This is a genomic window from Catalinimonas locisalis (assembly GCF_038039535.1).
GTDB lineage: Bacteria > Bacteroidota > Bacteroidia > Cytophagales > Cyclobacteriaceae > Catalinimonas.
The window spans coordinates 376,712-403,121 of record NZ_JBBPHP010000002.1 but is presented as its reverse complement, the minus strand read 5'-3'; the positions used below and the strand labels follow the sequence as shown (position 1 = coordinate 403,121).

At 43.6% G+C, this 26,410-nt stretch carries 17 protein-coding genes; 7 read left to right on the top strand and 10 right to left on the bottom strand.

Annotation, left to right across the window (positions count from 1 at the left end):
* Complete coding sequence (locus WJR50_RS05205) at positions 1 to 666, bottom strand: DUF6090 family protein (protein ID WP_341292175.1); 666 nt, start codon at positions 664 to 666, stop codon at positions 1 to 3.
* A 691-nt stretch (positions 667 to 1,357) separates the two neighbouring features.
* Positions 1,358 to 1,879 carry a class I SAM-dependent methyltransferase gene (locus WJR50_RS05200; RefSeq protein ID WP_341292174.1) on the bottom strand — a complete coding sequence of 174 codons (522 nt, stop codon included), beginning with the start codon at positions 1,877 to 1,879 and terminating at the stop codon, positions 1,358 to 1,360.
* Positions 1,880 to 2,020: 141 nt separating this feature from the next.
* On the opposite strand from WJR50_RS05200, the gene WJR50_RS05195 reads away from it, so the two are divergent.
* A complete protein-coding gene (locus WJR50_RS05195; RefSeq protein WP_341292173.1) occupies positions 2,021 to 2,635 on the top strand; it encodes a flavodoxin family protein in 615 nt (204 codons plus the stop codon).
* Positions 2,636 to 2,807: 172 nt separating this feature from the next.
* Entirely contained in the window at positions 2,808 to 3,467 is a 660-nt protein-coding gene (locus WJR50_RS05190; protein WP_341292172.1) for a DUF3347 domain-containing protein, read from the top strand.
* A 69-nt stretch (positions 3,468 to 3,536) separates the two neighbouring features.
* On the opposite strand, the gene WJR50_RS05185 is transcribed toward WJR50_RS05190, so the two are convergent.
* Entirely contained in the window at positions 3,537 to 4,817 is a 1,281-nt protein-coding gene (locus WJR50_RS05185; RefSeq protein ID WP_341292171.1) for a protoporphyrinogen/coproporphyrinogen oxidase, read from the bottom strand.
* A gap of 66 nt (positions 4,818 to 4,883) precedes the next feature.
* Complete coding sequence (locus tag WJR50_RS05180) at positions 4,884 to 5,795, bottom strand: helix-turn-helix domain-containing protein (RefSeq protein WP_341292170.1); 912 nt, start codon at positions 5,793 to 5,795, stop codon at positions 4,884 to 4,886.
* A 120-nt stretch (positions 5,796 to 5,915) separates the two neighbouring features.
* Between WJR50_RS05180 and exaC the strand changes: the two genes are divergently transcribed.
* Positions 5,916 to 7,415 (top strand): acetaldehyde dehydrogenase ExaC, encoded by a 1,500-nt coding sequence (gene exaC / locus WJR50_RS05175; RefSeq protein ID WP_341292169.1) that lies wholly within the window; start codon positions 5,916 to 5,918, stop codon positions 7,413 to 7,415.
* 144 nt (positions 7,416 to 7,559) lie between these two features.
* Positions 7,560 to 7,955: a DUF779 domain-containing protein gene (locus tag WJR50_RS05170; protein ID WP_341292168.1), complete on the top strand. Its 396-nt coding sequence runs from the start codon at positions 7,560 to 7,562 to the stop codon at positions 7,953 to 7,955.
* A 104-nt stretch (positions 7,956 to 8,059) separates the two neighbouring features.
* On the opposite strand, the gene WJR50_RS05165 is transcribed toward WJR50_RS05170, so the two are convergent.
* The 4 genes from WJR50_RS05165 to WJR50_RS05150 all read right to left on the bottom strand — a co-directional run bounded on the left by WJR50_RS05165 (position 8,060) and on the right by WJR50_RS05150 (position 18,758).
* Positions 8,060 to 11,704, bottom strand: coding sequence for a S8 family serine peptidase (locus WJR50_RS05165; RefSeq protein ID WP_341292167.1), 3,645 nt, complete (start codon positions 11,702 to 11,704; stop codon positions 8,060 to 8,062).
* A gap of 299 nt (positions 11,705 to 12,003) precedes the next feature.
* Positions 12,004 to 12,879 carry a transglutaminase family protein gene (locus tag WJR50_RS05160; RefSeq protein WP_341292166.1) on the bottom strand — a complete coding sequence of 292 codons (876 nt, stop codon included), beginning with the start codon at positions 12,877 to 12,879 and terminating at the stop codon, positions 12,004 to 12,006.
* Complete coding sequence (locus WJR50_RS05155) at positions 12,876 to 15,410, bottom strand: circularly permuted type 2 ATP-grasp protein (protein ID WP_341292165.1); 2,535 nt, start codon at positions 15,408 to 15,410, stop codon at positions 12,876 to 12,878. The genes WJR50_RS05160 and WJR50_RS05155 overlap by 4 nt, the downstream gene beginning before the upstream one ends.
* 15 nt (positions 15,411 to 15,425) lie before the next feature.
* Complete coding sequence (locus WJR50_RS05150; RefSeq protein WP_341292164.1) at positions 15,426 to 18,758, bottom strand: transglutaminase family protein; 3,333 nt, start codon at positions 18,756 to 18,758, stop codon at positions 15,426 to 15,428.
* A 285-nt stretch (positions 18,759 to 19,043) separates the two neighbouring features.
* Here WJR50_RS05150 and WJR50_RS05145 point away from each other — a divergent pair, with 285 nt between their 5' ends.
* From WJR50_RS05145 to WJR50_RS05135, 3 genes are all read left to right on the top strand, one after another.
* A complete protein-coding gene (locus WJR50_RS05145; protein ID WP_341292163.1) occupies positions 19,044 to 22,259 on the top strand; it encodes a DUF1553 domain-containing protein in 3,216 nt (1,071 codons plus the stop codon).
* A gap of 79 nt (positions 22,260 to 22,338) precedes the next feature.
* On the top strand, positions 22,339 to 23,790 hold the full coding sequence (locus WJR50_RS05140; RefSeq protein WP_341292162.1) for a DUF1501 domain-containing protein: 1,452 nt from the start codon (positions 22,339 to 22,341) through the stop codon (positions 23,788 to 23,790).
* A 46-nt stretch (positions 23,791 to 23,836) separates the two neighbouring features.
* The gene (locus WJR50_RS05135; protein ID WP_341292161.1) at positions 23,837 to 24,265 is read left to right on the top strand and encodes a hypothetical protein; all 429 of its coding nucleotides are present in this window, start codon (positions 23,837 to 23,839) and stop codon (positions 24,263 to 24,265) included.
* Positions 24,266 to 24,300: 35 nt separating this feature from the next.
* On the opposite strand, the gene WJR50_RS05130 is transcribed toward WJR50_RS05135, so the two are convergent.
* The gene (locus WJR50_RS05130; protein ID WP_341292160.1) at positions 24,301 to 25,728 is read right to left on the bottom strand and encodes a COG3014 family protein; all 1,428 of its coding nucleotides are present in this window, start codon (positions 25,726 to 25,728) and stop codon (positions 24,301 to 24,303) included.
* A 51-nt stretch (positions 25,729 to 25,779) separates the two neighbouring features.
* Positions 25,780 to 26,367 (bottom strand): penicillin-binding protein activator LpoB, encoded by a 588-nt coding sequence (locus WJR50_RS05125; RefSeq protein WP_341292159.1) that lies wholly within the window; start codon positions 26,365 to 26,367, stop codon positions 25,780 to 25,782.
* Between the last annotated feature and the right edge of the window lie 43 nt (positions 26,368 to 26,410).

Sequence of the window (26,410 nt, the reverse complement as noted above, 5' to 3'; positions counted from 1 at the left end):
TTAATCCTGATTTTCTATGATCAAAAGCATTACATCATTCAACTTGCCTTTTGCTTTATTGATTTTACTCCTTCTTACACTAATGTTTCCTGAAATACCTAGAATAACATTCTTAAACTTGATGCTATAATATAGCTTTTCATCATTAACTACTTTCATCATGTCATCATAGTTAAAAAAGATTGGTACAGCATAGGTGAAAATTATCTCTTCAAATGTTTCCTGTTGCTTTCTGATATTTTCGTATTCATCATTAAGCTCCCCTAAAAGAATCTGTAAGCTATCACTTAGCAAAGCAATATTTCCGCTTTGTTGCATTGCTCTGTAAGTATAATTTTCCGGTGAAAAACTTCCAGAAACATCCCCTACTTTGCTAAATAGTGATCCTATCTCAACACCTCTGTTTTGACTCTTCCAGTTGATACTAACAATAATGCTATCTGCCCGCCTACCCTCTTTTTTTATACCCTCCAGGGCATATGCTAAATTCAATGAATCTTTTTTTAGATCGTTATACAAATAGCTAAGATACTTCTTTCTCAGTTTACTCTCCTGACGATTATTATTCCAGTTGTTTAATGTAAATGCAATGCTAATACCTAATATCACCACAATCAAATCAACAAACTTATCAGACCACTGAACATTTATTCTAATTTTTTTCATGTTTAGAAATTGTATACCAAAGGTTCTATTCACACCTTTTGCAAATATTTATTCCAATTCCTCAATGCATAATTTTCTTTAATATAAATCTATTAGTCTCACCTTACAACACTCTCCCTAGTTTGCAGACCTTTATACCGCCCTTCCCACCCCTCACACCATCCTCAGTACAGTATAAAGTTACTTAGCACTCCATGATAAAGGGTGTTGGCTGATATGCAACTTACTTTATACTATGCTGCATCGGCTGTAAGCTGACATTTTGTTACTTTCATGTGTACTTACAAGCGTGTAAGTAGTGTGTAAAGTTGCTAAATAGTGCCACTTTGTCAGGAAACATGGGTTTTTACCCCCTGAAACCTCTACTTACAAGCCTGCAAGTAGTGTCTCAAGTAGCTTTCATGTCTACTTACAGTAAGGTTTGTACACATTTAGTAACTGAACAGTGTACTCACTGTAAGGTATGCACACATTTTGGTAATTTTATTTAAGGTATGCAAGCCCTTTTTGGCAGTATTTAGCCATTTTCTACTCAGTCTTCATGAATATAACAGGGGTAATAATATTGGGTATTAAGGAATACGCTGCATATATATGCCTTAAAATTGCGCGTGCGTTTGAGTGCAACGGAAACCCATTACTAGCTTCAGTCTGTGACTGAAGCGGGCTTCCTGAAAAGCTTCACTCAATACTATTTATCCTTCCTGGCGAAACAGGCGTACATAGGACTGGCATTGTATAAGGAGCGACGCTCACCTAATTTCTCAACCTGCTTTATGCCCAGTGATTGCAGTAAGCTTTTCATGTGCTGAAAGTCTATAGGATAAGGCACCCAGGGATTGGCCTTCAGGGTATCGTATTCTACCAGCAGCAATCCTCCTGCCGGCCTGATGTATTGCAGCAGTCGGCTGAGCAAAGCTTCTTTGTCCACCACATAATGCAGCGCGTTGGCCATCAGTATACCGTCCAACAGCGGTAATTCCAGTACATCATATTCAAAATCTGCCTGCCGAAAGATGATGCTTACATGTTCAGGAGCAGTGATGCTTTGCTTTTGCTTATCAATGGCGTAAATGCTGCTGTCCGCTGCCAGCAGATGAGCCAGCGCCAGGGTAAAGGTGCCACTGCCACAGCCCAGGTCTGCCCAGACTGTTGCGTTAGTCTGCGCTATGTCTGCTCCCTGAATTAAGTTTACCGCATCTGAAATCTTCATACTGCGAATTTTATTTTAGGGTAAGGTTCTGTTACCCCTCCCCTGCTTTGTATCGGGCATATTCCGTAAAGGTTTAAACATTTTGTCTGCTGTATGTTTAATATATGTAGCAACAATTAATTAACCTAAACCATAAAGATTATGAGTAAAGTAAAAATTGCAGTGATGTACTACAGCTCCACCGGGGGCAATTATAAGATGTCAAAATGGGCTGCCGATGCCGCGGAGAGTACCGGAGCAGAAGTAAAACGCCTGATGGTCAAAGAGACAGCCCCTCAGGCCGCCATTGAAGGCAACGAAGCCTGGAAGAAATTCAGAGAGACCGTAGCCAAGCAGGAAACGGAAGCCACGCTGGATGATCTGGAGTGGGCCGATATACTGATTTTCAGCATCCCCACCCGTTACGGCAACCTCCCCTCACAGGTACAGGCCTTTTTTGACACCACCGGAGGACTATGGTTCCAGGGTAAGCTGGCGAATAAGGTAGTAAGCGGACTTAGCAGTGCCATGAACCCTCACGGCGGACAGGAAACTACGCTACAGGCATTGTACAAAACCATGATCCACTGGGGTTGTGTGATTGTTCCTCCCGGCTATACCGCTGATGAGATATTTGCAGCAGGTGGAAATCCCGCCGGAGCCGGTGCTACCGTAGATATGGAAGGCAACATCAAGGATGAAGATCAAATAAAAGCGGCAGTGGTGCATCAGGTAAAGCGTACCATTGAAATAGGCTCCCGTGTAGTCAGCCAGTAGCAGACACATATCTGCCTAGTACATAAAGAATCAAAGGGGAACGAAGACAGGTCGTTTCCCTTTTTATATTTTTAATCCCCCTACAAATGGCTACTCCTGTTCTCAAATAAAACAGAAAGCCGGGCTCACTGTTGAATAGGCACATAGCTTTTAATTTTTTAAACTATTAATCATGAAAAGCATGACAAGAGCCGTACACAATTTACCTATCATAATCCTATTAACCGTCCTTACCCTAAGCTGTGGACAACGCTATAGCGAAGAAGCCCAGGGGAGAGAAACAGAACTAAGCGGAGATGAACCGGATGAAACTGCATTAAGTGTTACCGAAGAATATGAGTATGATCCCGCTGATACTTCAGTAAGCATTGAGCAGGAAGCAGTGCCAAGTCGTCTGCAAGACCATATGCTGGTAGTAGTGAGTGCCTATATGAACATTGGAGAGGCACTGGTCAATGACAATGCTGAGACAGCTAAAGCCGAGGCGAGAGAGCTTGTCAATCTGCTGGAACGCAACGAACAGGAAAACTATGAGCTGGAGCCGGAAGTACGAGACTTCTACACCAACGCTGCGCACATTATCCGCCAAAGCGCACAAACAATACTTACCGTTGAAGGCTTATCGGAAATTAGAATTACGTATTCAGCTATGAGTCCTGCCACCTATAAGATGGCTAAGCTAACAACATTTGAAGGCCAAAACCTCTATTATTACTTTTGTCCCGAAACCTTTGAAGGCAATGGAGCATACTGGCTTAGCAGTTCAGCAGAAGCCAATAATCCTTATGCAGAAGGAGATGGGACTTGTGGGGAAAGAGTAGGTACGATATAAGTAAATAAGGTCTGTGAAGACCCTGCCCGGGCGGCACAGACCTTGGACGAGTTGGTAACAAACATCCGCTTATCCCCCGGCAATCAGATCCTCGCGGATAACATCGGCGGCGATACGACCGGAGCGCATGGCAGCATTGATAGAACCATTGAGCAGATAATCCCCGGCAGTATACAGCCCTTCCTTGAGCTTAAGTTGCTCCGCGTCAATCTCATGGGTTACGCTATCCTGATTGGGCAACGCATATTTTATCTTATAGGTACGCAGGTGCTTCCAGCTTTCGGTTTGTTCACTGCCAAACCAGTCCGAAAGTTCATCTTTTACATTCAGTACCAGCTCTTCGTCAGAGGCTTTCTGATAGCCATTGATGGATACCGAGACCAGATGCTGCCCTTCCGGTGCATAGGCAGGAGCCACCTGGTTCATCACGCATACGTTGTTGACCAGCTTATCTCCGGCAGCATTCAACGCCAGTATTGGTTTGCGAATGGGAGATTTTTCAGCACTAAAGTACAGATTGGTTGTACTATGGTATTTATTGATCTCCTCTTTGTTATTCAGATACTTACTGACAAAGCCCAGTGGATCAGTGGCCAGCAGAATGGTCTTAGCAGAGAATATTTCTCCTGACTCAGTGGTCACCTGATGACCGCTGATATCTGTTACTTTCTGCTTGCAGAGGATGTTTTCTTCTCCCAGCTTGGCAGCCAGTTGTTTGGGAATCATTTCCATGCCCAGCGCTGGCACACTGGCATCACCTTCAGCAAACATTTTGAATACAAAGTCAAACTCCCGTCGGGAGGTAGTCAGACCGTCTTCTAAAAAGATCCCTGCCATAAAAGGCTGAAAGAAACGACGCAATATCTTTTCACTGAATCCATATTCCTGGATTATGGCGAGCGTACTTTTCTCGGGCTGCACAAAGATCTCCTCCACACTCATCTTCCTCAGCCTCTGTGCTAATGAAAGGATTTTTATCTTATCACTTATAGACCCTATACCCGAGAACAGAGATTTGAATGCATAAGAAGGTTCACGCAAAGGGTCAGCCACTTCAAAGGTTTCCTTATGTTTGAATACCATAGCCCCCGGAAGAAAAGACTTAAGATCCAGTGCCTCATAATCCAGTAATGCTTTGGACTCAGGATAAGCGGTAAGAAACACCTGGAAACCCCGGTCCATCAGAAAACCCTCATGCTGATCGGTCTTAATACGGCCTCCTACCCTGTCTTCCGCTTCCAGTACTTTTACATGATAGCCGTAACGCTTAAGGTAATTGGCAGCCGTGAGGCCTGAGAGACCTCCGCCTATGACTAGTATATCCGTTTCAGATTTCGCTCCTTGGGCCATGAATATGCTTTGGTTAATAGAATGCTAATATAAAAACCAAAGCGATGAAAAGAGACAGTTGTTTGCCTAAAAATAAGATTTCTGAAATTGCTTGGGCGTACAGCCGTACTGCTTTTTGAAAGAACGAATAAAATGCGAAGTGCTGTTATAGCCAACCGCGTAACAAACGTCGCTCACTGCTTTATCCTCCTGTAGCAATAACTGCTTGGCAATCTGCATACGCTTATGGTTTACAAACTCTACCGGGGAGAGGCCCAGCACTTTCTTAAAGTAGCGGTGAAAAGTGGGCTTACTCATACAGGCTTTCTCTGCCAGTTCTTCTACACTCAAATCCTCTTGGATGTGCTTCATAATATAATCCACAACCACCTGCAGGCGGGGCATCTCATTGCTTTTTTTATTCAGCAGGATGTGTTTGGCTTTGGTCTGCATCATGAGGATAATCAGTTCCTGCAGGGTATGACTGATCAGCAGTTTGCGGGTAGTACTGTCCAGCGCCTGGGTATAATAACCACAGATACGATGTATCGCATTATTGATACGTGCATCGTTGACGCTTTCGTACTGAAGCTGCTCCTCTGTGATTACCTCATTGTAGATATCTTTTGACAGGTCTTCCTGCAACTGGCTGATGGTATTACTGATCAGCGATCTGCCGATTTCTAAAGTCAGGCAGCGGGTAGGCTGATCAGGACGGGCATCAGGAAAGTCTATCTGCACCAGTTCCTGAGGAGCCATTACCAGTGACTCTCCGGGTGTGAAATCAAATATACGTTGCTGATCCTTCTCACTTTCATGGATGACTTTCTTACCGCTGAGCATAAATAAGAGTACAGGATTATCCAGATGACCGTAGTTTACCAACTCTGCTTCCTGAAAAGTTTCGTACACACAAAGCTCTGCGTGATCACCACTGTATACTTTCCTGTTCTCAATAATCTGCTCAGGTTTGATGTGTTCAAGCAATTGATCGCTCATAAAATTGTATTTACGGTAGGATTGATACAAAATAGCTACTTTTTGATAGTTTATCAATATTAAATAAAAATGATATTTGCGATTATTGATTTCATATTTACAATCCAAAATTTTAAAAAAATGATACACAACAAACCTAAGTTTAAAGAGATGTACGATAATTTTATCGGTGGTAAGTTTGTCCCTCCCGTCAAGGGCAACTACTTTGAAAACATCTCTCCGGTAGATGGCAAGCCTTTTACCAAGATAGCCCGCTCCACCAAGGAAGATATAGAACTGGCCCTGGATGCAGCACATGCTGCCAAAGACTCCTGGAATAACTCCTCAGTTACCGAAAGAAGTAAGGTGCTGAACAAGATTGCCGACATTATGGAAGAAAACATGGAGATGCTGGCGGCAGTGGAAACCTGGGATAATGGTAAAGCGATACGCGAGACGCTGGCGGCAGACCTTCCCCTGGCTATTGACCACTATCGTTATTTTGCCGGGGTAATTCGTGCAGAGGAAGGCTCTTTGGCAGAGTTGGATGCCAATACCGTTTCTTATAATGTCAACGAACCCCTGGGCGTAGTAGGCCAGATCATTCCCTGGAACTTCCCTCTATTGATGGCAGCGTGGAAAATCGCACCTGCATTGGCTGCTGGTAACTGCACCATCGTGAAACCCGCTGAGCAAACGCCCGCCGGTATTATCATGCTGATGGAGTTGATCAAAGATGTGGTTCCTCCGGGTGTGCTCAATATTGTGAATGGATTTGGTCCTGAAGCGGGTAAGCCGCTGGCCTCTTCGCCTCGTATCAACAAAATAGCTTTCACCGGTGAGACTACTACAGGCCGCCTGATCATGCAGTATGCTTCAGAAAATATCATACCCGTGACTTTGGAGCTGGGGGGTAAATCGCCAAACGTTTTTTTCAAAAGCATCATGGACAAGGATGATGAGTTTCTGGATAAATGTGTGGAAGGCGCGGTGATGTTTGCGCTGAATCAGGGTGAGGTTTGTACCTGTCCTTCCAGAATTTTGATAGAAGAGTCCATTTATGAACCATTCATTGAAAGAGTAATTGCCCGAACCAAAGACATCAAGATGGGTAACCCGCTGGATACTGAAACCATGATGGGTGCACAGGCATCTAATGACCAGTACGAAAAAATTCTTTCTTACTTAAGCATTGGCAAAGAAGAAGGTGCAGAAGTACTGGTTGGTGGCGAGGCCTATAAAATGAATGGTGACTATGCGGAAGGCTATTACGTACAGCCCACCTTGTTCAAAGGCCATAACAAAATGCGCGTCTTCCAGGAAGAGATCTTCGGCCCGGTTTGCTCAGTCACTACCTTCAAAGATGAAGCTGAAGCCATACAGATAGCCAATGAAACACTCTACGGACTTGGAGCAGGCGTATGGTCACGCGACATGCACGAAGCTTTTAAAGTATCTCGTCAGATCAAAGCAGGCCGTGTGTGGGTTAACTGCTACCATGACTATCCTGCGCACGCTCCATTTGGCGGTTACAAAAAGTCTGGCATCGGACGTGAGAACCATAAGATGATGCTCAACCATTATCGTCAGAACAAAAACATGCTGGTCTCCTACGACAAAAACCCTAAAGGTTTTTTCTAGCAGGCCAAAACCAGTCATTTGTATAACCGATTGATTCACTCAGTAAGTCAGGTCTAACATTGGGCCTGATTTACTGTTTTATTGTTAAATATTTGACCAAAGAGCTTTTTCAATAAAGCAAATACACATTAAACCCTAAAAATCATGTCTCAGGCTATATCAGAAAAGAAACAGGAATACGTACCCCGAGTACTGGTGAGTGATGAAGCCAAAAAAGTGATTTACGAACTTAGAGCCGTAAATGGCGAGCTGATGTTTCATCAGAGTGGAGGTTGCTGTGATGGCTCTTCCCCTATGTGTTATCCGGCTGATGAGTTTAAAACCGGAGACAGCGATATCTATCTGGGGGATATTTATGGTTGTAAATTTTATATCTCCCGCGACCAATTTGAATACTGGAAGCATACCCAACTCAAGGTGGATGTTACTAAAGGAAGAGGCTCCAGCTTTTCTCTGGAAATTCCAATGGGCATACGCTTTATCATCCGCTCCCGCTTATTTACTCAGGAAGAGTTGGAAAACCTGTTTCCTGTTGAATAAGGAAAAAATAGGCATAGTGTAGAAGTTTTAAGATTTCAACAAAAAAAGAAGGGAAGGCTAAAATTGATAGCCTTCCCTTTTTCATATTGCTCTCAAACACTTTCTTATTCTCTTTTGATAGGGAATGTTTTTACTGTTCCACTATCCGTCATCACTTTCACATAAAATATCTTTGTACTTCCTAACTTAGACTGATAAGGTTGTACATCAATATTCACTGCACTAAGTCGGTCCACATAGTTTTCACTTAAGGTTCTACCAGCATTGTCCAGAATAGCGTAATAAGAAAGTCGCGCAGTGGGATGCTCAATACTTAAATTAAGCTCTGAGGCTACGGGATTTGGGTAAGCCACCATACGCAAGTTTTCTGTGATTACATCTTCTTCGCTGTCAATCACTTCAAAAATGATAGTGAGAGGATCACCCTGTATTCCTTTGAGTCCATCAGCACTATAAGGAATAGCTGTGAGTATATATGATCCCACTTCTAATGGATAAACTCTATAGTTATTACCATCATTCCCACCGATAGTATAAGGGGCACTATTTTCAATAGCTACTCTTTCGTCATTCAGGATAAACTCAACGCTTCCTACATCTTCCGGATCATCTACCACTGCCTCAATGTTCAAGGCTGGAAGAATGGCCAGGTCAAGGGTGATTCCCGATACCAGCGCTCCCAGACTCACATCATTCTGAGCATCCAAAAGCTCAAAATCTGTTACAGCAAAATTGTTTTCTAATTCAATAACTACAGTAAAAGCGATACCAATATTCCCCAGAGCACCTTCCTGTCCGAAAGGGATAGCGGTAATGGTATATTCTCCGGGAGGCAGATCTAAAGCCTGGTAGTCCCCTCCTTCTTCCTCTCCCAGTGCATATGGCGCTTCATTGTCAACATTATATACTTCACCGTTAACCCGGAATTCTACACTGCTGACAAGGGAGGAGTTTACTTCTGCCCGGACATTCACATCAGGAAACAGGTCCAGGGGGATGATCAAACCATCTTCAAGAGCAATTAAATCTTCATCTGAATTACTTTCTACTAAAACCAAGGAGGTAACCTCAAGCTCTTCCACTACTTCAAACTCAATGGTGGTAGAAGTACCTTCCATACCCTCACTATTATTTTCAGTAAAGGTCATAGCAGTTAATGTATATTCTCCTGGTTCTATTTCAAAAGCTGTCAGGTCTCCATCATCATCACCAGCTATAGCATAAGGTGCCAGGTTTTCAGTTTGGATCAGTTCGCCATTAAGGTAAAAAGCGATGCTTCCGTCAAAGTCTTCAAACTCGGGATTAGCTACTATACTAATATCCGGTGTGGTTAAAAGATTGATTACCGCCCCATCTTCCAGAATTTCTACCGGCTGATCAGTAGCGACGTCAAATAAAGTAAAACTTGCCACCGGAGATTGTGTAACTTCAAATGAGACACTGAAATCATAACCTTCCATACCTCCGGCATTACTTTCAGTAAAAGGTGTAGCACTCAGTGTATATTTCCCAATGGGTAGACTTTCTCCGTAGTAATCTCCGTTTTTATCGTCTCCGTACAGTGCATAAGGTCTTAGATTTTCTATTTGATCCATCATTTTGTCTCCGCTCAGTTCAAATAACACGCTTCTAGCAGAGGATTTACCATCAATGACATCAGCACGAATGTTAAATAACCCTCCTTCAATCTGTGATAGCTCAATCCGATCACCTAATTCACCGATTTCTTCATCAGTAGTAGCATTAATCAGGGTAAAGGATACCACAGAAGGCAGAGGTGCTACACTGGCAATAGCTTTTCTGGCATTTACAAATCCGGCTCCGGTCTTGAAGTCATACCCCTCGTCGAATTCTGGAGTGAAAGGATCATCCATATCGGTGGCTGTTTCCATGAGCACTTTATTGATCTCACCCTTATCCAGCCGATCACCGTTGATTTCGTTCATTAATGCCGCCACTGCCGCTACATGGGGGGCCGAGGCAGATGTACCGGTAAACTGAGGAAACTCGTCCGGCTCAGTAGTCCCTGGTACTTCAAACCCAATGAATAAGCCAGGAATAAAAAAGGTAGTATTTCCGGCATCCGGACCAGTCAGGTCAGGATTATTCCTTACATGAGCTTCAATTCTTTCTCCTTTGGTATTAAAAAGAATAGGAGTACCTCCGAAAGCGGAGTAACTGTTAATGATGGGACGGCTGATATCCGAAAAATACAGAGGATTATTGAAGAAGAATGAGGCCCCTACCGAAACGGTATTTCCACCATTTGAGTGCCCTACGCAAGTAGAAGAGAAAGTAGGATCATCTATAATGGTACCGTTGTCAAAACTTATATATTTAATAATATTTGGATCAGGAGCATCTCCTGCTTCTTCATCCACCCATTTTCCTACCATCAGGTATAAGCTGATGGGTCCTCCGGTAGCATTAAAACTAAATGAAGTAAGTTCTACGGGATCACCTCCGATATTTCCAAAAAAGGAAGATACATCATAAAGAATTGTCTCAGTATCTTCTTCCAGTGCGATAAAAAAATCTAAGTCAGAAGCTGAGCCCGGGCAACCTTCGCAAACAGAAGCGAAAGGTTCATCCCATTGCAGGGATATTGCAAATGAATTGGAACCTGGATCAAAAGCTATTTCCTGAAAAATATCTTCTCCCGGTCCCGGATCAAAGTCATGAAAAACATAAGTTGAGGGAGCAATCTCCTCACCTATGGGAAGAGGAAGTACAATTTCTTCTTTTACCGGTCTGAATTCAGCTTCATACGATTCTCTGCCTGAGTTTCCTGCTGATGAGAAATAAGAGACATTTCTCTCTGAAACTATATCTATTGCCTGGGTAATAATACCATCCTGAAAAAAAGGTTCGGCAAAGTAGAATACATCATCCACAATAATATCAGAACCTTCTTCTGCCAGTTCTACGATACCTTCAGCAAAGCTGGGCTGTCCCAGAAAGGCGGTATGAAAAGCCAATTCCGCTCCCGGAGCCACATCATGAATGATTTCCATCATGGCTCTTCCTTCATCAATGCCTTCATTTGGCATTAAGTCTTCCAATACCTTTATCTCATGGAAATATCCGTTGGGATTTCCTTTGCCTGGCAGATCACCACTGGCAATGCCTGCTGCTGCCCCTCCTAATGTATTATAGCTGTCCGAGAGGACTCCTATCTTGTTACCTTCTCCAGTAATTTTGTAAGTACTCTTAGCAACATCTGAGAACATTACCTGATCTCCCTGAGAGGTAGTAGCACCGATATTTGTTTTGAGATAGGTTGGACGCGCAAAACGCAGATGCTTCAGGCTTTGTAATTGTGCAACTTGACTGACTGGCAATAAACCTGAAACCATACCTCCAAAAGACGACTCACGCTTTATCCCCAATCCCTTCAATTCTGCTAACAGTGATGCGGTGTTTTCGGTGGCGATAGCCTCAATTGCCACATGCCCATCTACCATTATAAGTTTGGTACTATTGCTGATGGGTTTCAGATCGTTTTGCTTTGCATCATCTTTACTAAGAGTTCTGGCGTTATCAGCTGGTGATTGTTGTACAGGAGAAGTAAATTGTAGACCGGGTGTAGAAGTAGCTGAAGGCTTAGATGAATCCATTTTTAAAAGTGCCGGATCAACTTTATTATATACTCCCTTTTTAGTTTGCGCTGATAATTGGTGAGTGATACTCACAAATATTAATACTAAGGCTATGACAAACACATAGCTTTGCCGATAAAAATTTTTCATGACGTTTGGTTTGGTTGATAGTTTATTGATTGCTTTAAAATAAAAAAATCAAGAGAAAACTTTTAGCAAATACGCTTTTTGTTGAAACTTATCTTAAAAAAAATTTACAGACCCCAGAACTGAGTTTGCATAAACTTATTTACGACTTGTTAAAAAAACTTTATTCTGATTGTGAAGCTCCTGTATGCGCTATGCTTGAATTTCTTGAGATTATGAACTTCTCATAAGAACCCATGAGTAGTTGATTATCAATAAAGCAGATTTTAAAACTTACTGAGTTTACTGCTGAAAGGACAAAATTACTCTTCCTTCCTCACATCTACGCTTACCTGCATCTGCTGAGTCCCACCACTATATACCACGCCTTTGAGAGGAACGATATCGGTAAAATCTCTACCCACTGCCGCCCGTATGTGCTGGTCTTTGACTACCAGATTATTGGTAGCGTCAAACTCAACCCAACCAATATTGGGTACGAAAACAGCTATCCAGGCATGTGAGGCATCTGCCCCTACCAACTTGGGTTTACCCGGAGGGGGCAGCGTTTCTATGTAGCCACTCATATAACGGGCAGCCAGGCCTACTGAACGAAGACACGCCAGTTGAAAATGGGCAAAATCCTGACACACTCCTTTCCTTTCTTTAAAAACTTCTTCCAAAGGTGTGCTTACGTCAGTGAATCCGGGCGTAAAGCTGAAATCGTTGAAAATACGGGAAGTAAGCTCTTTTACTGCCTCAAGTACAGGGCGTTCAGGAGTAAAGGAGAGCATGGCATACTCTCTGACTCCCGGAATAAACTTAACATAATCCGACTCCATGAAAAACTGCCTGATGTTGAGCTGCGCATTATTGCTGTGAAGCCAATTGACCACAGCCTCCCAATTGAGTGATTGACTGAAGTCTAATGAAGCATAATCCGGAACCGTGACCTCAACATGACTTTTCACTTCTACATCAAGACGAGAATGACTTCTGAGTACGGAGAAAAAAATAACTTCGTTTTCAAAAAAGTCATTTCGTATGCTCAGGTATTCGGGCTCTGGTTCAATATGGTATTTAAACTTTGAGACCGACTGATAGCCCATCAGTATAGGTTTTTGGTAGACCAGATTATGACACATCACAGCCGGTGAGTCATAAACATAACTGGTATGATGTACGATCTTGTACTTCATATTTCAGGAAGTTTTGCTGTTTTCAAAAACGCAAATTGGTTTTGCGTCGGGCTAAAATAATCCTCATAAATGTGGTCTGCTGCAGCTTCCAACAGTTGGATAATATTCTCAAAGAATACGTTCAGATTTTTCCTAATCACCTCACTTTTTTGTGAAGTAATCAAATAATCAATTTCAACCAGTCTGATATCTGTAAGTGCCTGAAGAAGCTTTTTTCCCGCAGGACTCAAAGCAGTATGCTGAGGATGGTTTGGCATATTGGCTAAGTGCTCTTCTATACTTGCTATCTGGTAGGCGATTGATTTAGGATTCTTCTCTTCTGTTACCAGTAACCTCAACACAGCTGAAAGCTCCAGGGTAGAACGATACTGATAGCGGTAGGTCACCAGGCTTTCATTGGCCATCAGTACCAGTTCCATTATGGCTTTTTCTTTCTCCTCATCACTTTTTCTGGTCAGCGTGTTCTGTAGCATCAGACTCGTACGTATAGAAGTTTCAATGGCACGACCGATGTTAAGGAGACGCCAGGAAGGCTCTCGCGTCATATTGTCCAAGTTGAGTCCATTAAAAGCCATGAGGTGGACGATCAGGTCATCCAGACGATGGTAAATGCTAGCCAGGCTTGCATCTTCTTTTTTCAGCTTTCTATCCAGAAAAGAGATTTTATCTAAAATTCTCCAGGTATCCAGGCTAAGTCTATCTCTCACTGAATATCCGTTTGATAAAAACAATTCTAATGATTGGGAAAGTGAGCCTACTCTTTTGGGATTGGAAGCAACATCCAGTAACTCTTTTTCAGGACTGCGCAGTGTCTCATGCTCAGTAAAACCAGGCAATGTACCCGTTAAAGTGGTAAGGGTAGTAAGCAGAGTGCTTAAGGTATCATCTTTTTCTACACTATGTTCATTATCAGACTCATTGAATTTTTTGAGTATAATTCTAAATAGTCGGATAGTACTTAGAGAACGTTCCAGATACCTGCCCATCCAGAAAAGATGCTCTCCGGTGCGGCTGGGAAGCAATACCTCCTGTTGCTGTACATCATGCTTAGATTGTATATTGATTTTTTCAGAGACTTTGGATCCTACCACCCAAACATCTTTACTAATGCCTCCTGACTGACGGGAAAGCACAAACACCCCTTTTTTGGAAGAACTTCTGGCTAAGCCTCCCGGCATCACTACATACTCATCTTTTTCGGTATCCTTCACCGCAAAACCTCTCAACACTGCATTGCGTGCTTCCAGGTTGCTATGAATCAGGGTTGGTGTAGTAGAAAAATTAACCATAGTCTGAGCTACATACAGGCTGGGGTTTTGGCTGATCTCCTTTTTGAGTTTCAAAGCTTCTTCTTCACTTAGTTCTGCTCCTACGTAAGGTGCATTTCGCTCATCCCGGTACACATTTTTGATGATGAGCTGATGTATATTATCAAAAACATGCTGCCTTGCATCTCCCTGTCCGCACCACCAGGTAGATACTGATGAAATCAGCAGTTCTTCCCCCAGTAGATGACGGCAAATCTGGGGCAGATAAGCCATAAGGCCGGGATTTTCCAGTATTCTCGTTCCCATAGGATTAGCTACCGCTACTTTCTCCTGACGAATGGCTTCCATCAACCCTACGATTCCTATAGTGGAGCTGGCATCAAATTCCAGTGGATCGCAATAGATATCATTAACTCTTCTTAGCAATACATCCACCTTCTTCAAACCATCCAGGGTTTTCAACCAGATGTTACCATTGCTCATCGTAAGATCAGCTCCCAATGCTAGCGTAAACCCTAAGAAGGAGGACAGATAAGCATGCTCAAAATAGGTACGATAAGCCGGTCCGGAAGAAAAGAGTACAATTCTTGGACTCTCAATATTACCTTTAGATAGCGTACTCAGTGTATTTTTAAAGACCTGAAAGTAGGGTGTGATTTTCTGGACCTTGTTATCCCTTACCATTGAAGGAAAAACTCTGGTCATGGCAGCCCGGTTTTCCAATGCATATCCTATTCCGGAAGGAGTATCCGTACGGTCATGCAGTACCCAAAGCTTACCATCAGGACCTCTCGCCAGGTCTACCGCATAGTTGATTAGTAGATCTTTATCCTCATCAACTTTATCTAGCTGTCTGAGAAAGCCACCATGACTGTAAATCAATTCCAGGGGAAGAAAGCCCTCAGCAATCAGTTTTTTAGGCCCATACAAGTCTTTAAGAATTAAATTCAGGAGGGTCGCCCGCTGCTTGATACCTCTCTCAATAAATTCCCATTCCTCAGCACTAAACACCATAGGGATAGGGTCCAGGTTCCATGGTCGGTTCATCCCATCCGGATCGCCATAGGTATTGTAAGTCACCCCATTTTCTCTCAGAAGTTGCGATACTTCTGCTGCTTTCAGCTTCAGTTGGGACTGCTCCATCGTATAAAAAGATGCAGCAATCTTCTCCCAGTGAGGACGAACCTGACCATTTGGCCCGATGAGTTCGTCGTAATATTGACCCAAATCAAGCTTTTGATGGGTAGTATATGCTTCTATCATGTCAGTTCTAAAACACTAGTAAACGCGTTTATTCCTTCTTAGATCTAATGTATAAGGATATTCAGGATTTACTTTTTCATCCTGTTCTATATACTCAGGTAATATATTCATTCTGGTGACAAATCTTCCAGTTGTCTGTGGTTGATTTACCGTAGGTTCAACCAAATTGATAGAGTGGCCAAAATCAAAGAAACGCGAAACCATTCTTGATTCAGCCTCATAGCTGTTTACCGGGAAAGTATCATAGCTTCTGCCTCCCGGATGTGACACATGATACTGGCAGGCCGCTACAGATTTTTTACTCCAGGTGTCATATAAGTCAATGACCAAAGGTGTATCAATTCCAATGGTTGGGTGCAAAGCACTAGGAGGCTGCCACGCCCGATAGCGAATACCTGCTACATACTCACCTTTTACGCCCGTACTTTTCAACGGTATTTTGATACCATTACACATCAAATGGTAGCGAGTCTCTGTCAATCCGCTAACTTTCACCTGTAGCCTTTCCAGGGAAGAGTCTACAAAACGAGCTGTGCCGGTGCTGGACATTTCTTCTCCCAACACATGCCAGGGTTCTATCGCCATTCTCAATTCAATATGGATATCATCCACCTGAAGTTCACCCAGGAAAGGAAAGCGAAAGCTGAAGTAAGGCTCAAACCATTCCATACTAAAGGCATAACCAGCACTGTTCAGGTTACTTACCACGTCCGCCAAATCTTTGTAACAATAATGAGGCAATAGAAAACGATCGTGCAGTTCTGTCCCCCAGCGTACCAGCTTATGATGGTAAGGATTTTGCCAGAACCACGCTAACAAACCTCTTAGCAGCAGAAACTGCACCATGCTCATGCGATAATGAGGAGGCATGTCAAACCCTCTGAATTCCAGTATACCCAATCTTCCGCTACTGGAGTCGGGGGAATAGAGCTTATCAATGCAGAACTCCGCACGGTGAGTATTTCCGGTTATATCCACCAGGAGGTTGCGGAACAGACGATCTACCAACCAGAAGGGTACTTCACTTTCTTTGAGTGAAGGAATCTGGGCAAAAGCGATTTCCAGTTCGTACAACATCTCATCCCGGCCTTCATCTACCCGGGGAGCCTGACTGGTAGGCCCAATAAACTGGGTTGAAAAGAGGTAAGACAACGAGGGGTGATGCTGCCAGTAAGTTACAAAACTTCTCAGCACATCCGGCCTTCTGAGAATTGGGCTATCCGAGGGGATATTACCTCCCAGGGTCACATGGTTTCCTCCGCCAGTCCCGGTATGGCGCCCATCCAGATTAAATTTTTCTGTAGTAAGCCTGCACTGCCTCGCCTCTTCATACAATATTTCGTAGTTCTGCAATAACTCCTGCCAGGATGCAGCGGGATGAATATTCACCTCTATCACACCCGGATCAGGTGTAATCATAAACTTCTGGATACGATTATCAGAAGGAGGATCATAACCTTCAATTAATACCGGAATTTGTAGTGCCTTGGCTGTTTTCTCTATCGCATAAACCAGATCCAGATAGTGCTCAAAATGCGTGATAGGTGGCAGAAAAACGAACAGTTTTCCCTCTCTCACTTCAACAACCAAAGTTGTTTTAAACACTTTTTCAGAAGTATTAAACGCTACTTCTTTACTTTTCTCATCGGAAGGTCCTGGCAGATCTCCAACTTCTTCAAAAAGGCTTCTTTCTGGTCTTACATCTTCATTTTCGGCCAGGTTCTGAATAGAATTTAATGGCAGACGCATGCCTGCCGGTGAATTGCCGGGGACCAGGAATAAATGCTTTCTGCGGAATTTCCAGCGACAACTCTGCCAGTTTTGCAACTCAAAATCCCACTGTAGGGGAAGCACATAGCCCACCGCCTCATCCAGACCTTTGGTTAGTAGTTCTACCAGCTTTTGTCTTTCCAGCGGTGATTTCAGGTCCAGCTCCAGCGGATCAACATCAAGAGGTAGGTTGCCTTCCTCCCATGCAAAGTAAAATGGATCTTCGTAGGCTGGCCGGATATGTTTGGTATCAATATAGATTTGCTGGGACAGTTCTTTGATAAAAGCCTCCGCATGAGATATATCAAAACCGTAATCTTTGGAAAGGTCAGCGTTGAGTGAATCATCTCGCCAGATTGCGACACCATCTTTTCTCCAGTAGCAGGCCAGTTTCCAACGGGGAAGTGGCTCTCCCGGATACCATTTTCCCTGACCATACTGCATCATCCCTCCTTTGCCAAAATGATTTTTGAGCCTTTGAAACAGCTTATTGGAAAGTGCCCGCTTATGCTCACCATCAGCAGCCGAATTCCACTCAGGAGCATCTGTATTGTCAATAGCCACAAAGGTCGGTTCTCCTCCCATGGTCAGGCGTACATCATTTTCAGTCAGTTCTTCATCTACTTTTTTTCCTACCGCTACTATTTGATCCCACTGCTCATCGGAGTAAGGCTTGGTAACCCGGGGCTTCTCTATCACTCGCTTTACGGTATTTTTGAACTCAAATTCTGTCTTCACTGCTTCGGCAGAGCCGGAAATAGGAGCCGCACTCTGAGGGTCAGGGGTACAAGCCAGGGGGATGTGCCCTTCTCCGGCAAAAAGTCCGGAAGTTGGGTCCAGCCCAACCCATCCTGCTCCGGGAATGTAGACTTCTGTCCAAGCATGTAAGTCGGTAAAATCCTCTTCCGGACCGGAAGGCCCTTCCAGCGATTTTTCATCAGGCTTAAGCTGCACCAGATAGCCGGAGGCAAAACGGGCGGCTATGCCCAGATGGCGCATGATCTGTACCAGTAGCCAGGCTGAATCGCGGCAGGAGCCGGAAGCAGTGCCAAGTGTCTCTTCGCAAGTTTGTACACCGGGCTCCATGCGAATACGGTAGCTGATATCCTGATTCAGCATCTGGTTCAGCTTGACCAGATAGAGTACAGTTACATCTTCTTCCTGCTGTAATTTCCTGGCTCTTTCTACCCACTCGGTAAGCAGAGGTCCTTTCTCCTGAACTTCCAGATAAGGTAGCAATTGTTTCTGCAACAATTGGTCATAGGAAAAAGGAAACTTCTCAGCGTATTCTTCTACAAAAAAGTCAAAGGGATTGATGACCACCATATCCGCTAATACTTCTACATCTACAATAAAATGATTCACTTTTTCAGGAAAAACAATTCGTGCCAGATAGTTACCGAAGGGGTCTTGTTGCCAGTTGATAAAATAATTATCCGGTTGAATTTTGAGCGAGTAGCCCTTAACGGTTGTACGGGAATGTGGGGCAGGCCGAAGCCGAATTACCTGAGGAGAAAGCTCTATGGGTCTTACGTATTTATATGCTGTGTAGTGATTGATGGCAACGCGAACTGACATGCTGAGTGGTTAATTTTTCACAAAAGATACTTACAAATTCTTTTATAAATATAGCATTAATGAAATGCTATGATGTTAATAATCGGTATTAAATTTTATCAACTTTCACTTTCAACAAAAATAAAAAATTATCAATTGTGAAGCGTTCCTACCAAAGTATACATACTAAACACTAGCCTGCACCAAACAATGCTCAAATCAGTAAAATTTGAAGCCTAATCATTAGAGATTGGAGCAAAAATTCCATAATTTATAGCTTCGAGAACGACCTAACGATTGTTTTACATGCATTCACTGCTGAGGATTTTTAGTTTACTTTTTTTTGCAGGATTCTGCATGCTTTCGGCTTGCCAGGAAAGCAGTAAAAATAGGGCTGACAATGCAAAAAAAGTCAGCTTTAACTATGATATCAAGCCTATCCTTTCTGACCGCTGCTTTGCCTGTCATGGACCTGATGCCAATAAAAGAGAAGCTGAACTGAGACTGGATACGCCTGAAGGCGCTTTCGCTGCTTTGGCAGAAAACCCTGGACATTTTGCCATCGTAGCCGGTGAGGCTGATGAAAGTGAACTATACCGCAGAATTAGTTCCTCTGACCCTGAGGTGATGATGCCCCCTCCTGAGTCTAACCTGAAAATAACAGCAGAAGAAGTGGAGCTGATACGCCAGTGGATTGAAGAAGGTGCTGAATATGAGCCTCACTGGTCTTTCATCAAACCAGAACAATCCGAAGTACCTGAAGTACAATTGTCAGAATGGCCGAAGAATGAAATTGATCAGTTCGTGCTGGCAAGAATGGAAAGCCAGCAGTGGCAACCTGCTGATCGGGCAGAAAAATCCACTCTCCTCCGACGACTTAGCTTTGACCTCACGGGCCTTCCTCCCTCTGTAAAAGAGTTGGAAGATTTCCTGAACGATGATTCTCCTCAGGCTTATGAAAAAGCAGTAGACAGGCTATTGGACTCCGAACATTACGGAGAACGGATGGCTTCCGAATGGCTGGACGTAGCCCGCTATGCCGACAGCCACGGTTATCAGGATGATGGCATGCGCAATATGTGGCCCTGGCGCGATTGGGTGATACAGGCATTTAACAAGAACCTGCCTTATGATGACTTTATCCTCTGGCAACTGGGCGGTGACATGCTGCCCAATCCTACCGAAGAACAAATACTGGCTACTGGATTTAACCGTAACCATTTACAGAGCCAGGAAGGGGGTATTGTGGATGAAGAGTACCGGGTAGAATATGTGGCAGACCGTACCAACACGCTAGGCAAGGCTTTCCTCGGACTGACATTAGAATGTGCCCGCTGTCATGATCACAAATACGATCCCATTTCTCAGAAGGAGTACTACGAGATGTTTGCTTTCTTCAACAATGTCAATGAGGCAGGGCAAATTCCTTATATGGGCGAAGCCAGCCCAACCCTTATCTTAACCAGCGAGGAAGCCGAGAAACAACTGGCGTTTGTTGAGGAAAAAATTACAGCACTGGAAAAGGAAGTTGCACCGCCAAATTACCAGGAAGCATTTGAACAGTGGAAAAAGACACTGACTGAACATGCTGCAATACAACTGCGCAAAGCTTTGGGTCATTATCCCCTAGATCAGCCACGGAATGAGAAATTCCGCAACTTAGCCAATCAAGCCAAACCAGCTAACATGGTGGTGAATCAACAGGATCAGGAACCGGAGATTGTAGAAGCAAAGTTTGGAAAGGGATTAAAACTGGTAGGTGACAGCTATGTGGATTTAGGAGAAGAGATCGGTTATTTTGACCGACATCAGCCATTTTCCATCAGCATCTGGCTCAAACCCTTAAAAGACAGTCTGGAAGGACCCATTTTCTCTCGTTCGGGAGGTCTGTTCAATGGTAATCGGGGCTATGATTTTATGTTGCGTGCGGATGGTACAATTTCCGCCAGCCTGAACCACACCTATCCGGCTGACGGCATAGAAGTACACACTCAGGAGAAGATTGTTCCCCATCAGTGGCATCACCTGGTATTTACCTATGATGGGTCAAGTAAGGCCGAGGGAGTAATGATTTACAAAGATGGAAAGAAGCTTCCGCTTATTGTTTACAATGATCATCTGAAGCAGAGTATCATTCGTTATGGTAAAGATCGGGAAAGCTGGGGAGGCAGTGGCAACCTACAAATTGGAAAACGCTTTGAAGAAACACTAGATGGCGCAGTAGTGGATGAATTTATGGTGTTTGATAAAACACTCAGTGCGCCAGAGGTGAGTAAATTATATAACGAATCAGCTGATTTACAGGCTTTTCTTGTAGTTGACCAGCAACAAGCTCTGCTAGATTACTATTTGGGAAACTTCAATCCTACATACCAGAAACAGTATAGACAGCTAACTGAAGAAAGAGGCAAAGCCAACAACATACTGACTGATCAACCGGAAGTGATGGTGATGAAAGATCGTACCCACCCTCGCAAATCTTATATTCTGGATCGCGGTGCCTATGATGCCCGCACTGAAGAGCTTAGTCCCAACACACCGGAAATCATTATGCCCATGCCTGATGATTTACCTAAGAACAGGTTAGGCTTAGCAAAATGGCTAATACATGAAGATAACCCATTGACAGCCAGAGTGGTGGTAAACCGATACTGGCAGATGCTTTTTGGAAGAGGATTGGTCAATACTTCCGATGACTATGGCAGCCAGGGAGAGCTGCCTTCTCATCCTGAACTACTGGACTGGCTGGCAGTGAGTTTCCGTGAATCCGGTTGGGATGTGAAAGCTCTGCTCAAAATGATGGTGATGTCGGCCACTTATCAGCAGTCGTCCATCGCTGATGAAGAAAAACTGGAAGCAGATCCTGACAATTTATGGCTGGCCAGAGGGCCTAGCTATCGTATGCCTGCGGAAATGATCCGTGATAATGCATTGGCAGCTAGCGGATTATTAACGGATACAATAGGTGGCCCCAGTGTCAAGCCTTATCAGCCTAAAGGCTTATGGAAAGAACTGGCTACCCGTAATGCTACAGTCTATGTGCAGGATTCGGGGCAAAATCTTTATCGCCGGGGATTATACACCATCTGGAAAAGAAGCTCTCCCCCACCTTCCATGATCAGCTTTGATGCCTCAGAAAAATATCTTTGCGTAGTCAAAAGGCAAAAGACCAGCACCCCATTACAGGCGCTGATTCTGCTGAATGACCCTCAGTACGTAGAAGCTTCAAGATTGCTGGCAGAACGCATGATGACAGAAGGGGGAATAGAAACAGATAAACAGATTGCTTTTGGCTTTCAGGCTTTGACCAGCAGACGACCTGATCCCAGAGAATTACAACTGCTAACCAGTCTTTATCAGGAAGAGTTGGAGGTTTTCAAAAGTGATCCTGTCAGCGCAGATAGTCTTTTGCAGGTAGGTGAGTATCCGAGAGATCAGCAGCTTGCCAAAGCAGAACTGGCGGCGCTTACAGTTGTAGCCAATACTTTGGTCAATTATGATGAAGCCGTTTTTAAAAGATAATGTCAAAAGCTATTGGTTGATAGTTGTCTGTTAATGTTCAACATTAAACCTTCAACTTTTAACCTTAAACCCGTAAAACATGAGTGATTATTGTCATCAGGATATTGTCTCACGAAGAGATTTTCTGGCCAAGTCAACCATGGGTTTGGGGAGTGTGGCTTTAGCCTCTCTGCTCAATCCTGCAAAAAGTCTGGCAGGCATTTCCTCTGGCGGAAGTGGTGGCACCTTAGATAAGCTTCACTTTGCCCCTAAAGCCAAAAGAGTAATCTACCTTTTTCAAAGTGGCGGGCCTTCTCAGATGGAATTGTTTGACTATAAACCTTTGCTCCAAAAAAGAAGAGGAGAAGAACTGCCAGGATCAGTAAGAGACGGCCAGCGTCTGACTGGCATGACCTCTCACCAAAAATCCTTTCCCATGGCTGGTTCAATCTTTGATTTTCAGCAGCATGGACAAAGTGGGGCCTGGGTGAGTGAACTGATGCCGCATACTGCTCAGGTGGTAGATGAACTCTGCTTTGTCAAATCCATGTATACCGAAGCGATTAACCATGATCCGGCAATCACTTTCTTTCAGACGGGTTCACAGCAAAATGGCCGCCCTTCCATAGGCTCCTGGGTAAGCTGGGGTTTGGGTAGCGACAATCAAAACCTCCCCTCTTTTTGCGTACTGCTTTCCAGAGGAAGAGAAGGAGATCAACCTTTGTATGCCAAGCTATGGGGCAGCGGCTTTCTGCCTTCCCTGCATCAGGGTGTGCAGTTTCGTTCCGGCAAAGATCCGGTGCTGTATCTTAACGATCCTCCCGGCCTGAAAAAGAACAGCCGGAGAAGAATGCTGGACTACTTGAAAGAGTTGCACCAGATTCAGTATGAGAAGGTAAAAGACCCTGAAATTTCTTCCCGCATCGCACAGTATGAAATGGCTTACCGCATGCAAAGTTCGGTGCCTGACACGATGGACATCTCCAAAGAGCCGGATTACATTTATGACATGTACGGACCAGAGTCTCGCATTCCCGGCACCTATTCTGCTAACTGCCTGCTGGCCCGCAGATTGATAGAAAGAGATGTGAAGTTTGTACAACTTTATCATCAGGGCTGGGATCAGCATGGCAACCTGCCCAACGATATCAAGATACAGGCTAAAAGTACCGATCAGGCTTCGGCAGCATTGGTCATGGACCTGAAGCAGAGAGGCCTGCTGGAAGATACACTGGTAATCTGGGGCGGTGAGTTTGGCCGTACCAATTACTCTCAAGGAAGGTTGACCGAAACCAATTATGGCCGTGACCACCATCCCCGTTGCTTTACCATCTGGATGGCCGGTGGTGGAGTGAAGAAAGGATTTACCTACGGAGAAACCTGTGAGTTTGGCTACAATATTGCAAAAAATCCGGTGCATGTGCATGATTTTCAGGCTACCATGATGTATTTGATGGGCGTAGATCATGAAAAGCTGACGTTCAAACATCAGGGGCGAAGGTTCCGCCTGACCGATGTACATGGCAAAGTAGTAAATGATATTATTGCTTAGGTTTTTAGGGTGTTATGGTTCTTGGTGTTAGGGTGTTATAGAAAAGATGAAAATTAGACTTATTCTGACTGCTTTGAGTCTTCTTGTATTCGCAGCTTTTTCTTCTGCATGTGATTGTGATGGAGAAGAAGTTTCATTAAAAGAATCATTTGCTAAATCTGCTACTGTATTTTTAGGAACTGTTGTATCTATTGAGGGTTATGAATCTACTATTAAAGCAACCCATGGCTTGAACTGGGCCTACATTATTGAATTTAAACCAAAAGAATTATTTAAAGGGGAAAACTCAGAAACCATTAAGCTAATTGTTGAAGCTTCAGATTGTGGAGGAGGTTTTATGAAAGGTAATTCTTATCTTGTTTTTGCATTTATGAACGAACAGGAAAACAAATTAGGATATCACCAGTGCTTTAAAATGGCTTTAGAAGAACGATATGCATCTGAGGAGATAATCAAGCTAAAAGAAATGAATTGAAAGGTATGTTTTATAAGAACTATAATGCTTTAACGCTATCGCACCATAAAATCCGTATCCAGTGAGTGGAAAGTATGAAAGGTAGTTTTTCCTTTTTTGATGTCTACCGAAAAATCATGATCACGACTCCGGCCATTTCTATCACCTTGTAAGTGAAGATTGATATTTTGTTGTCCTTCGGCTAAGCTTGTCCTTGCGTAATAAATGCTATGAGGAATGGTTTGCCAGTTGCGGGTATCTGCTTTTTCAGTAATGGTATTGACCAGACCAATAACTGCTCCTAAATCTTCATTCTCTTTACGTACACTGTATTCAGTAGCTTTTTTTAAAGCTACTCTGAGTAATGAAACACCAAATTCTTTCAACATCCGCTGTTGCAGGGTTTGGAAGGCAATTTCATTGATATTCTCAGCCTCTTCCAGAGCAACTTTTTTGCCCTGCCCAAAGGATAAATAGGCATTGCTAAAGGCCATAGGCCGTTCTACATATTTGGGGAAAGCTACACGGATAAATTCAACACTACTGAGGTTTTTCTTTTCATAATCCTCTTCGTCCTCCAGTTGGAAAGGGAAAGTTAGGCCCAAAGCGTCATTGGTGAAGTTCACTACACCTCCTTGTCCTCGCACCAAGGCAAAATTGATACTCCACTCATCTTTTACCGGCCCCAGCCCGTTGTTCCAGAAAAATACCAACTCTCCTCCCTCCTGCTTTTCGTGTTGATATTTCATACCAAACTGCTCTTCGTAGCGCTTAAGCTCCGTCTCAAAGTCCATCAGGTAGGCGGTTCTGAGCAAATCCTGCTTAAGCTGATCGGGTGCCTCAATGCCAAACATAGACAGATAGTCCTGCTGGTAAATGTCTACTGCATTACGATAAGCGATAAAGGCATTGTTGTAATCTTTATCTGCATCGTAAATAATACCCATAAGGTTATGAATAAAAGCATCACGGGTATATTTTCCTTTTTTACCCAATACGTTTGCCCTATACTTATCACTGAGTTGTTGTAGTTTGATATTTAACCGTCTACATTCTACCAACGCAGATTGGGTGTCATTCATTTTCAGAAAGTTGAGCGCCTTGTAGTAATGAATCAGCAGCAGTTCGTGATCTTCCCCAGTGTAGTAAGTTAGGTTGGGATTGATGAGTAAGGATGAAGCAGTATTCCAGTAATTATTACGCAGGTCCTCACCCAACTTATAGGCTTCTTCAAAAAACTGATTGCTCTCTTCGTATTCACCTTGCAGAGAAGAAACCAGGCCTCTATTTAGATAATATAAAAGCTTGGCTTTGCCTTCAGGCGCTTTCTTACTGCTCGCCAGCACTTTCTCCGCTTTTTCCATCTCTCCTTCTTTAAAAAATTGGTTGAACTTATAGTTCATCTGATAGTAGGAGGCACAGGAAAAGCAGAGAAAGAAAACACTCAGCCAAAAGATATATTTTACTCTAAAAAAGAGTTTCATGAAGTGTTACTTCAAATGGTTTGAATTAAGCATTGAGCTTCAACAGTACAATTAATTGACGATATACTTCTTTATCTTTTTGCCATCCAGCCACACGATCTCATTGGTTTCCAGGTTGGCCAGCTCAAGGTCTACCTGGTAGAAAGTAACCTGACGTTTGCCTTCAGAGTCCACAATTGAGTTGATTGTACCAAACATCATGAAGTCGGCACCCAACTCTGCACCCCATCTTTTGGCCGTTTCAGGAGAAGCAAACTCCTGCTGGTCTGCACGCTCCTCACGAAGCTTTTCACGGAAAACACTGTTCTGTACCACTCTCACAGTTCCACTGCGAATCATCTCTCTTTCAATGTCTTTGATGAAAGTCTCTGCCTCAATATGCTCATGGCTTTTGTTAGTCATAAGGCCCACAATTACCACCGGCTTTCTGCCATTGTAATTGGTAAAATCCTCACGCCAGGCGCTCTCAATCACGCTTTCTGAGAGTGCTTCTGCTACTCTGCGCGAGTCAGCATCATTCCAGCGACCGCTCAGGTCAATGTCGGAATTGGTGTCCACACGGGTTACAGTTTTGGCACAGCCAAAGCTGAGCAATGCAATTAAAATGAAAAGGGGAAGTAATTTGATATTGGGCTGCATGGTTCAGTTAAAATTTCAATGAGGTTACTAATGGTGAAATTAT

Coding starts and splice junctions, on each gene's coding strand:
- WJR50_RS05190 (WP_341292172.1), top strand. CDS start 2,808: ATGAAAAGCATGACAAGAGCCGTACACAATTTACCTATCATAATCCTA.
- WJR50_RS05185 (WP_341292171.1), bottom strand. CDS start 4,817: ATGGCCCAAGGAGCGAAATCTGAAACGGATATACTAGTCATAGGCGGA.
- WJR50_RS05165 (WP_341292167.1), bottom strand. CDS start 11,704: ATGAAAAATTTTTATCGGCAAAGCTATGTGTTTGTCATAGCCTTAGTA.
- WJR50_RS05180 (WP_341292170.1), bottom strand. CDS start 5,795: ATGAGCGATCAATTGCTTGAACACATCAAACCTGAGCAGATTATTGAG.
- WJR50_RS05140 (WP_341292162.1), top strand. CDS start 22,339: ATGAGTGATTATTGTCATCAGGATATTGTCTCACGAAGAGATTTTCTG.
- exaC (WP_341292169.1), top strand. CDS start 5,916: ATGATACACAACAAACCTAAGTTTAAAGAGATGTACGATAATTTTATC.
- WJR50_RS05135 (WP_341292161.1), top strand. CDS start 23,837: ATGAAAATTAGACTTATTCTGACTGCTTTGAGTCTTCTTGTATTCGCA.
- WJR50_RS05125 (WP_341292159.1), bottom strand. CDS start 26,367: ATGCAGCCCAATATCAAATTACTTCCCCTTTTCATTTTAATTGCATTG.
- WJR50_RS05205 (WP_341292175.1), bottom strand. CDS start 666: ATGAAAAAAATTAGAATAAATGTTCAGTGGTCTGATAAGTTTGTTGAT.
- WJR50_RS05150 (WP_341292164.1), bottom strand. CDS start 18,758: ATGTCAGTTCGCGTTGCCATCAATCACTACACAGCATATAAATACGTA.
- WJR50_RS05200 (WP_341292174.1), bottom strand. CDS start 1,879: ATGAAGATTTCAGATGCGGTAAACTTAATTCAGGGAGCAGACATAGCG.
- WJR50_RS05170 (WP_341292168.1), top strand. CDS start 7,560: ATGTCTCAGGCTATATCAGAAAAGAAACAGGAATACGTACCCCGAGTA.
- WJR50_RS05145 (WP_341292163.1), top strand. CDS start 19,044: ATGCATTCACTGCTGAGGATTTTTAGTTTACTTTTTTTTGCAGGATTC.
- WJR50_RS05130 (WP_341292160.1), bottom strand. CDS start 25,728: ATGAAACTCTTTTTTAGAGTAAAATATATCTTTTGGCTGAGTGTTTTC.
- WJR50_RS05195 (WP_341292173.1), top strand. CDS start 2,021: ATGAGTAAAGTAAAAATTGCAGTGATGTACTACAGCTCCACCGGGGGC.
- WJR50_RS05160 (WP_341292166.1), bottom strand. CDS start 12,879: ATGAAGTACAAGATCGTACATCATACCAGTTATGTTTATGACTCACCG.
- WJR50_RS05155 (WP_341292165.1), bottom strand. CDS start 15,410: ATGATAGAAGCATATACTACCCATCAAAAGCTTGATTTGGGTCAATAT.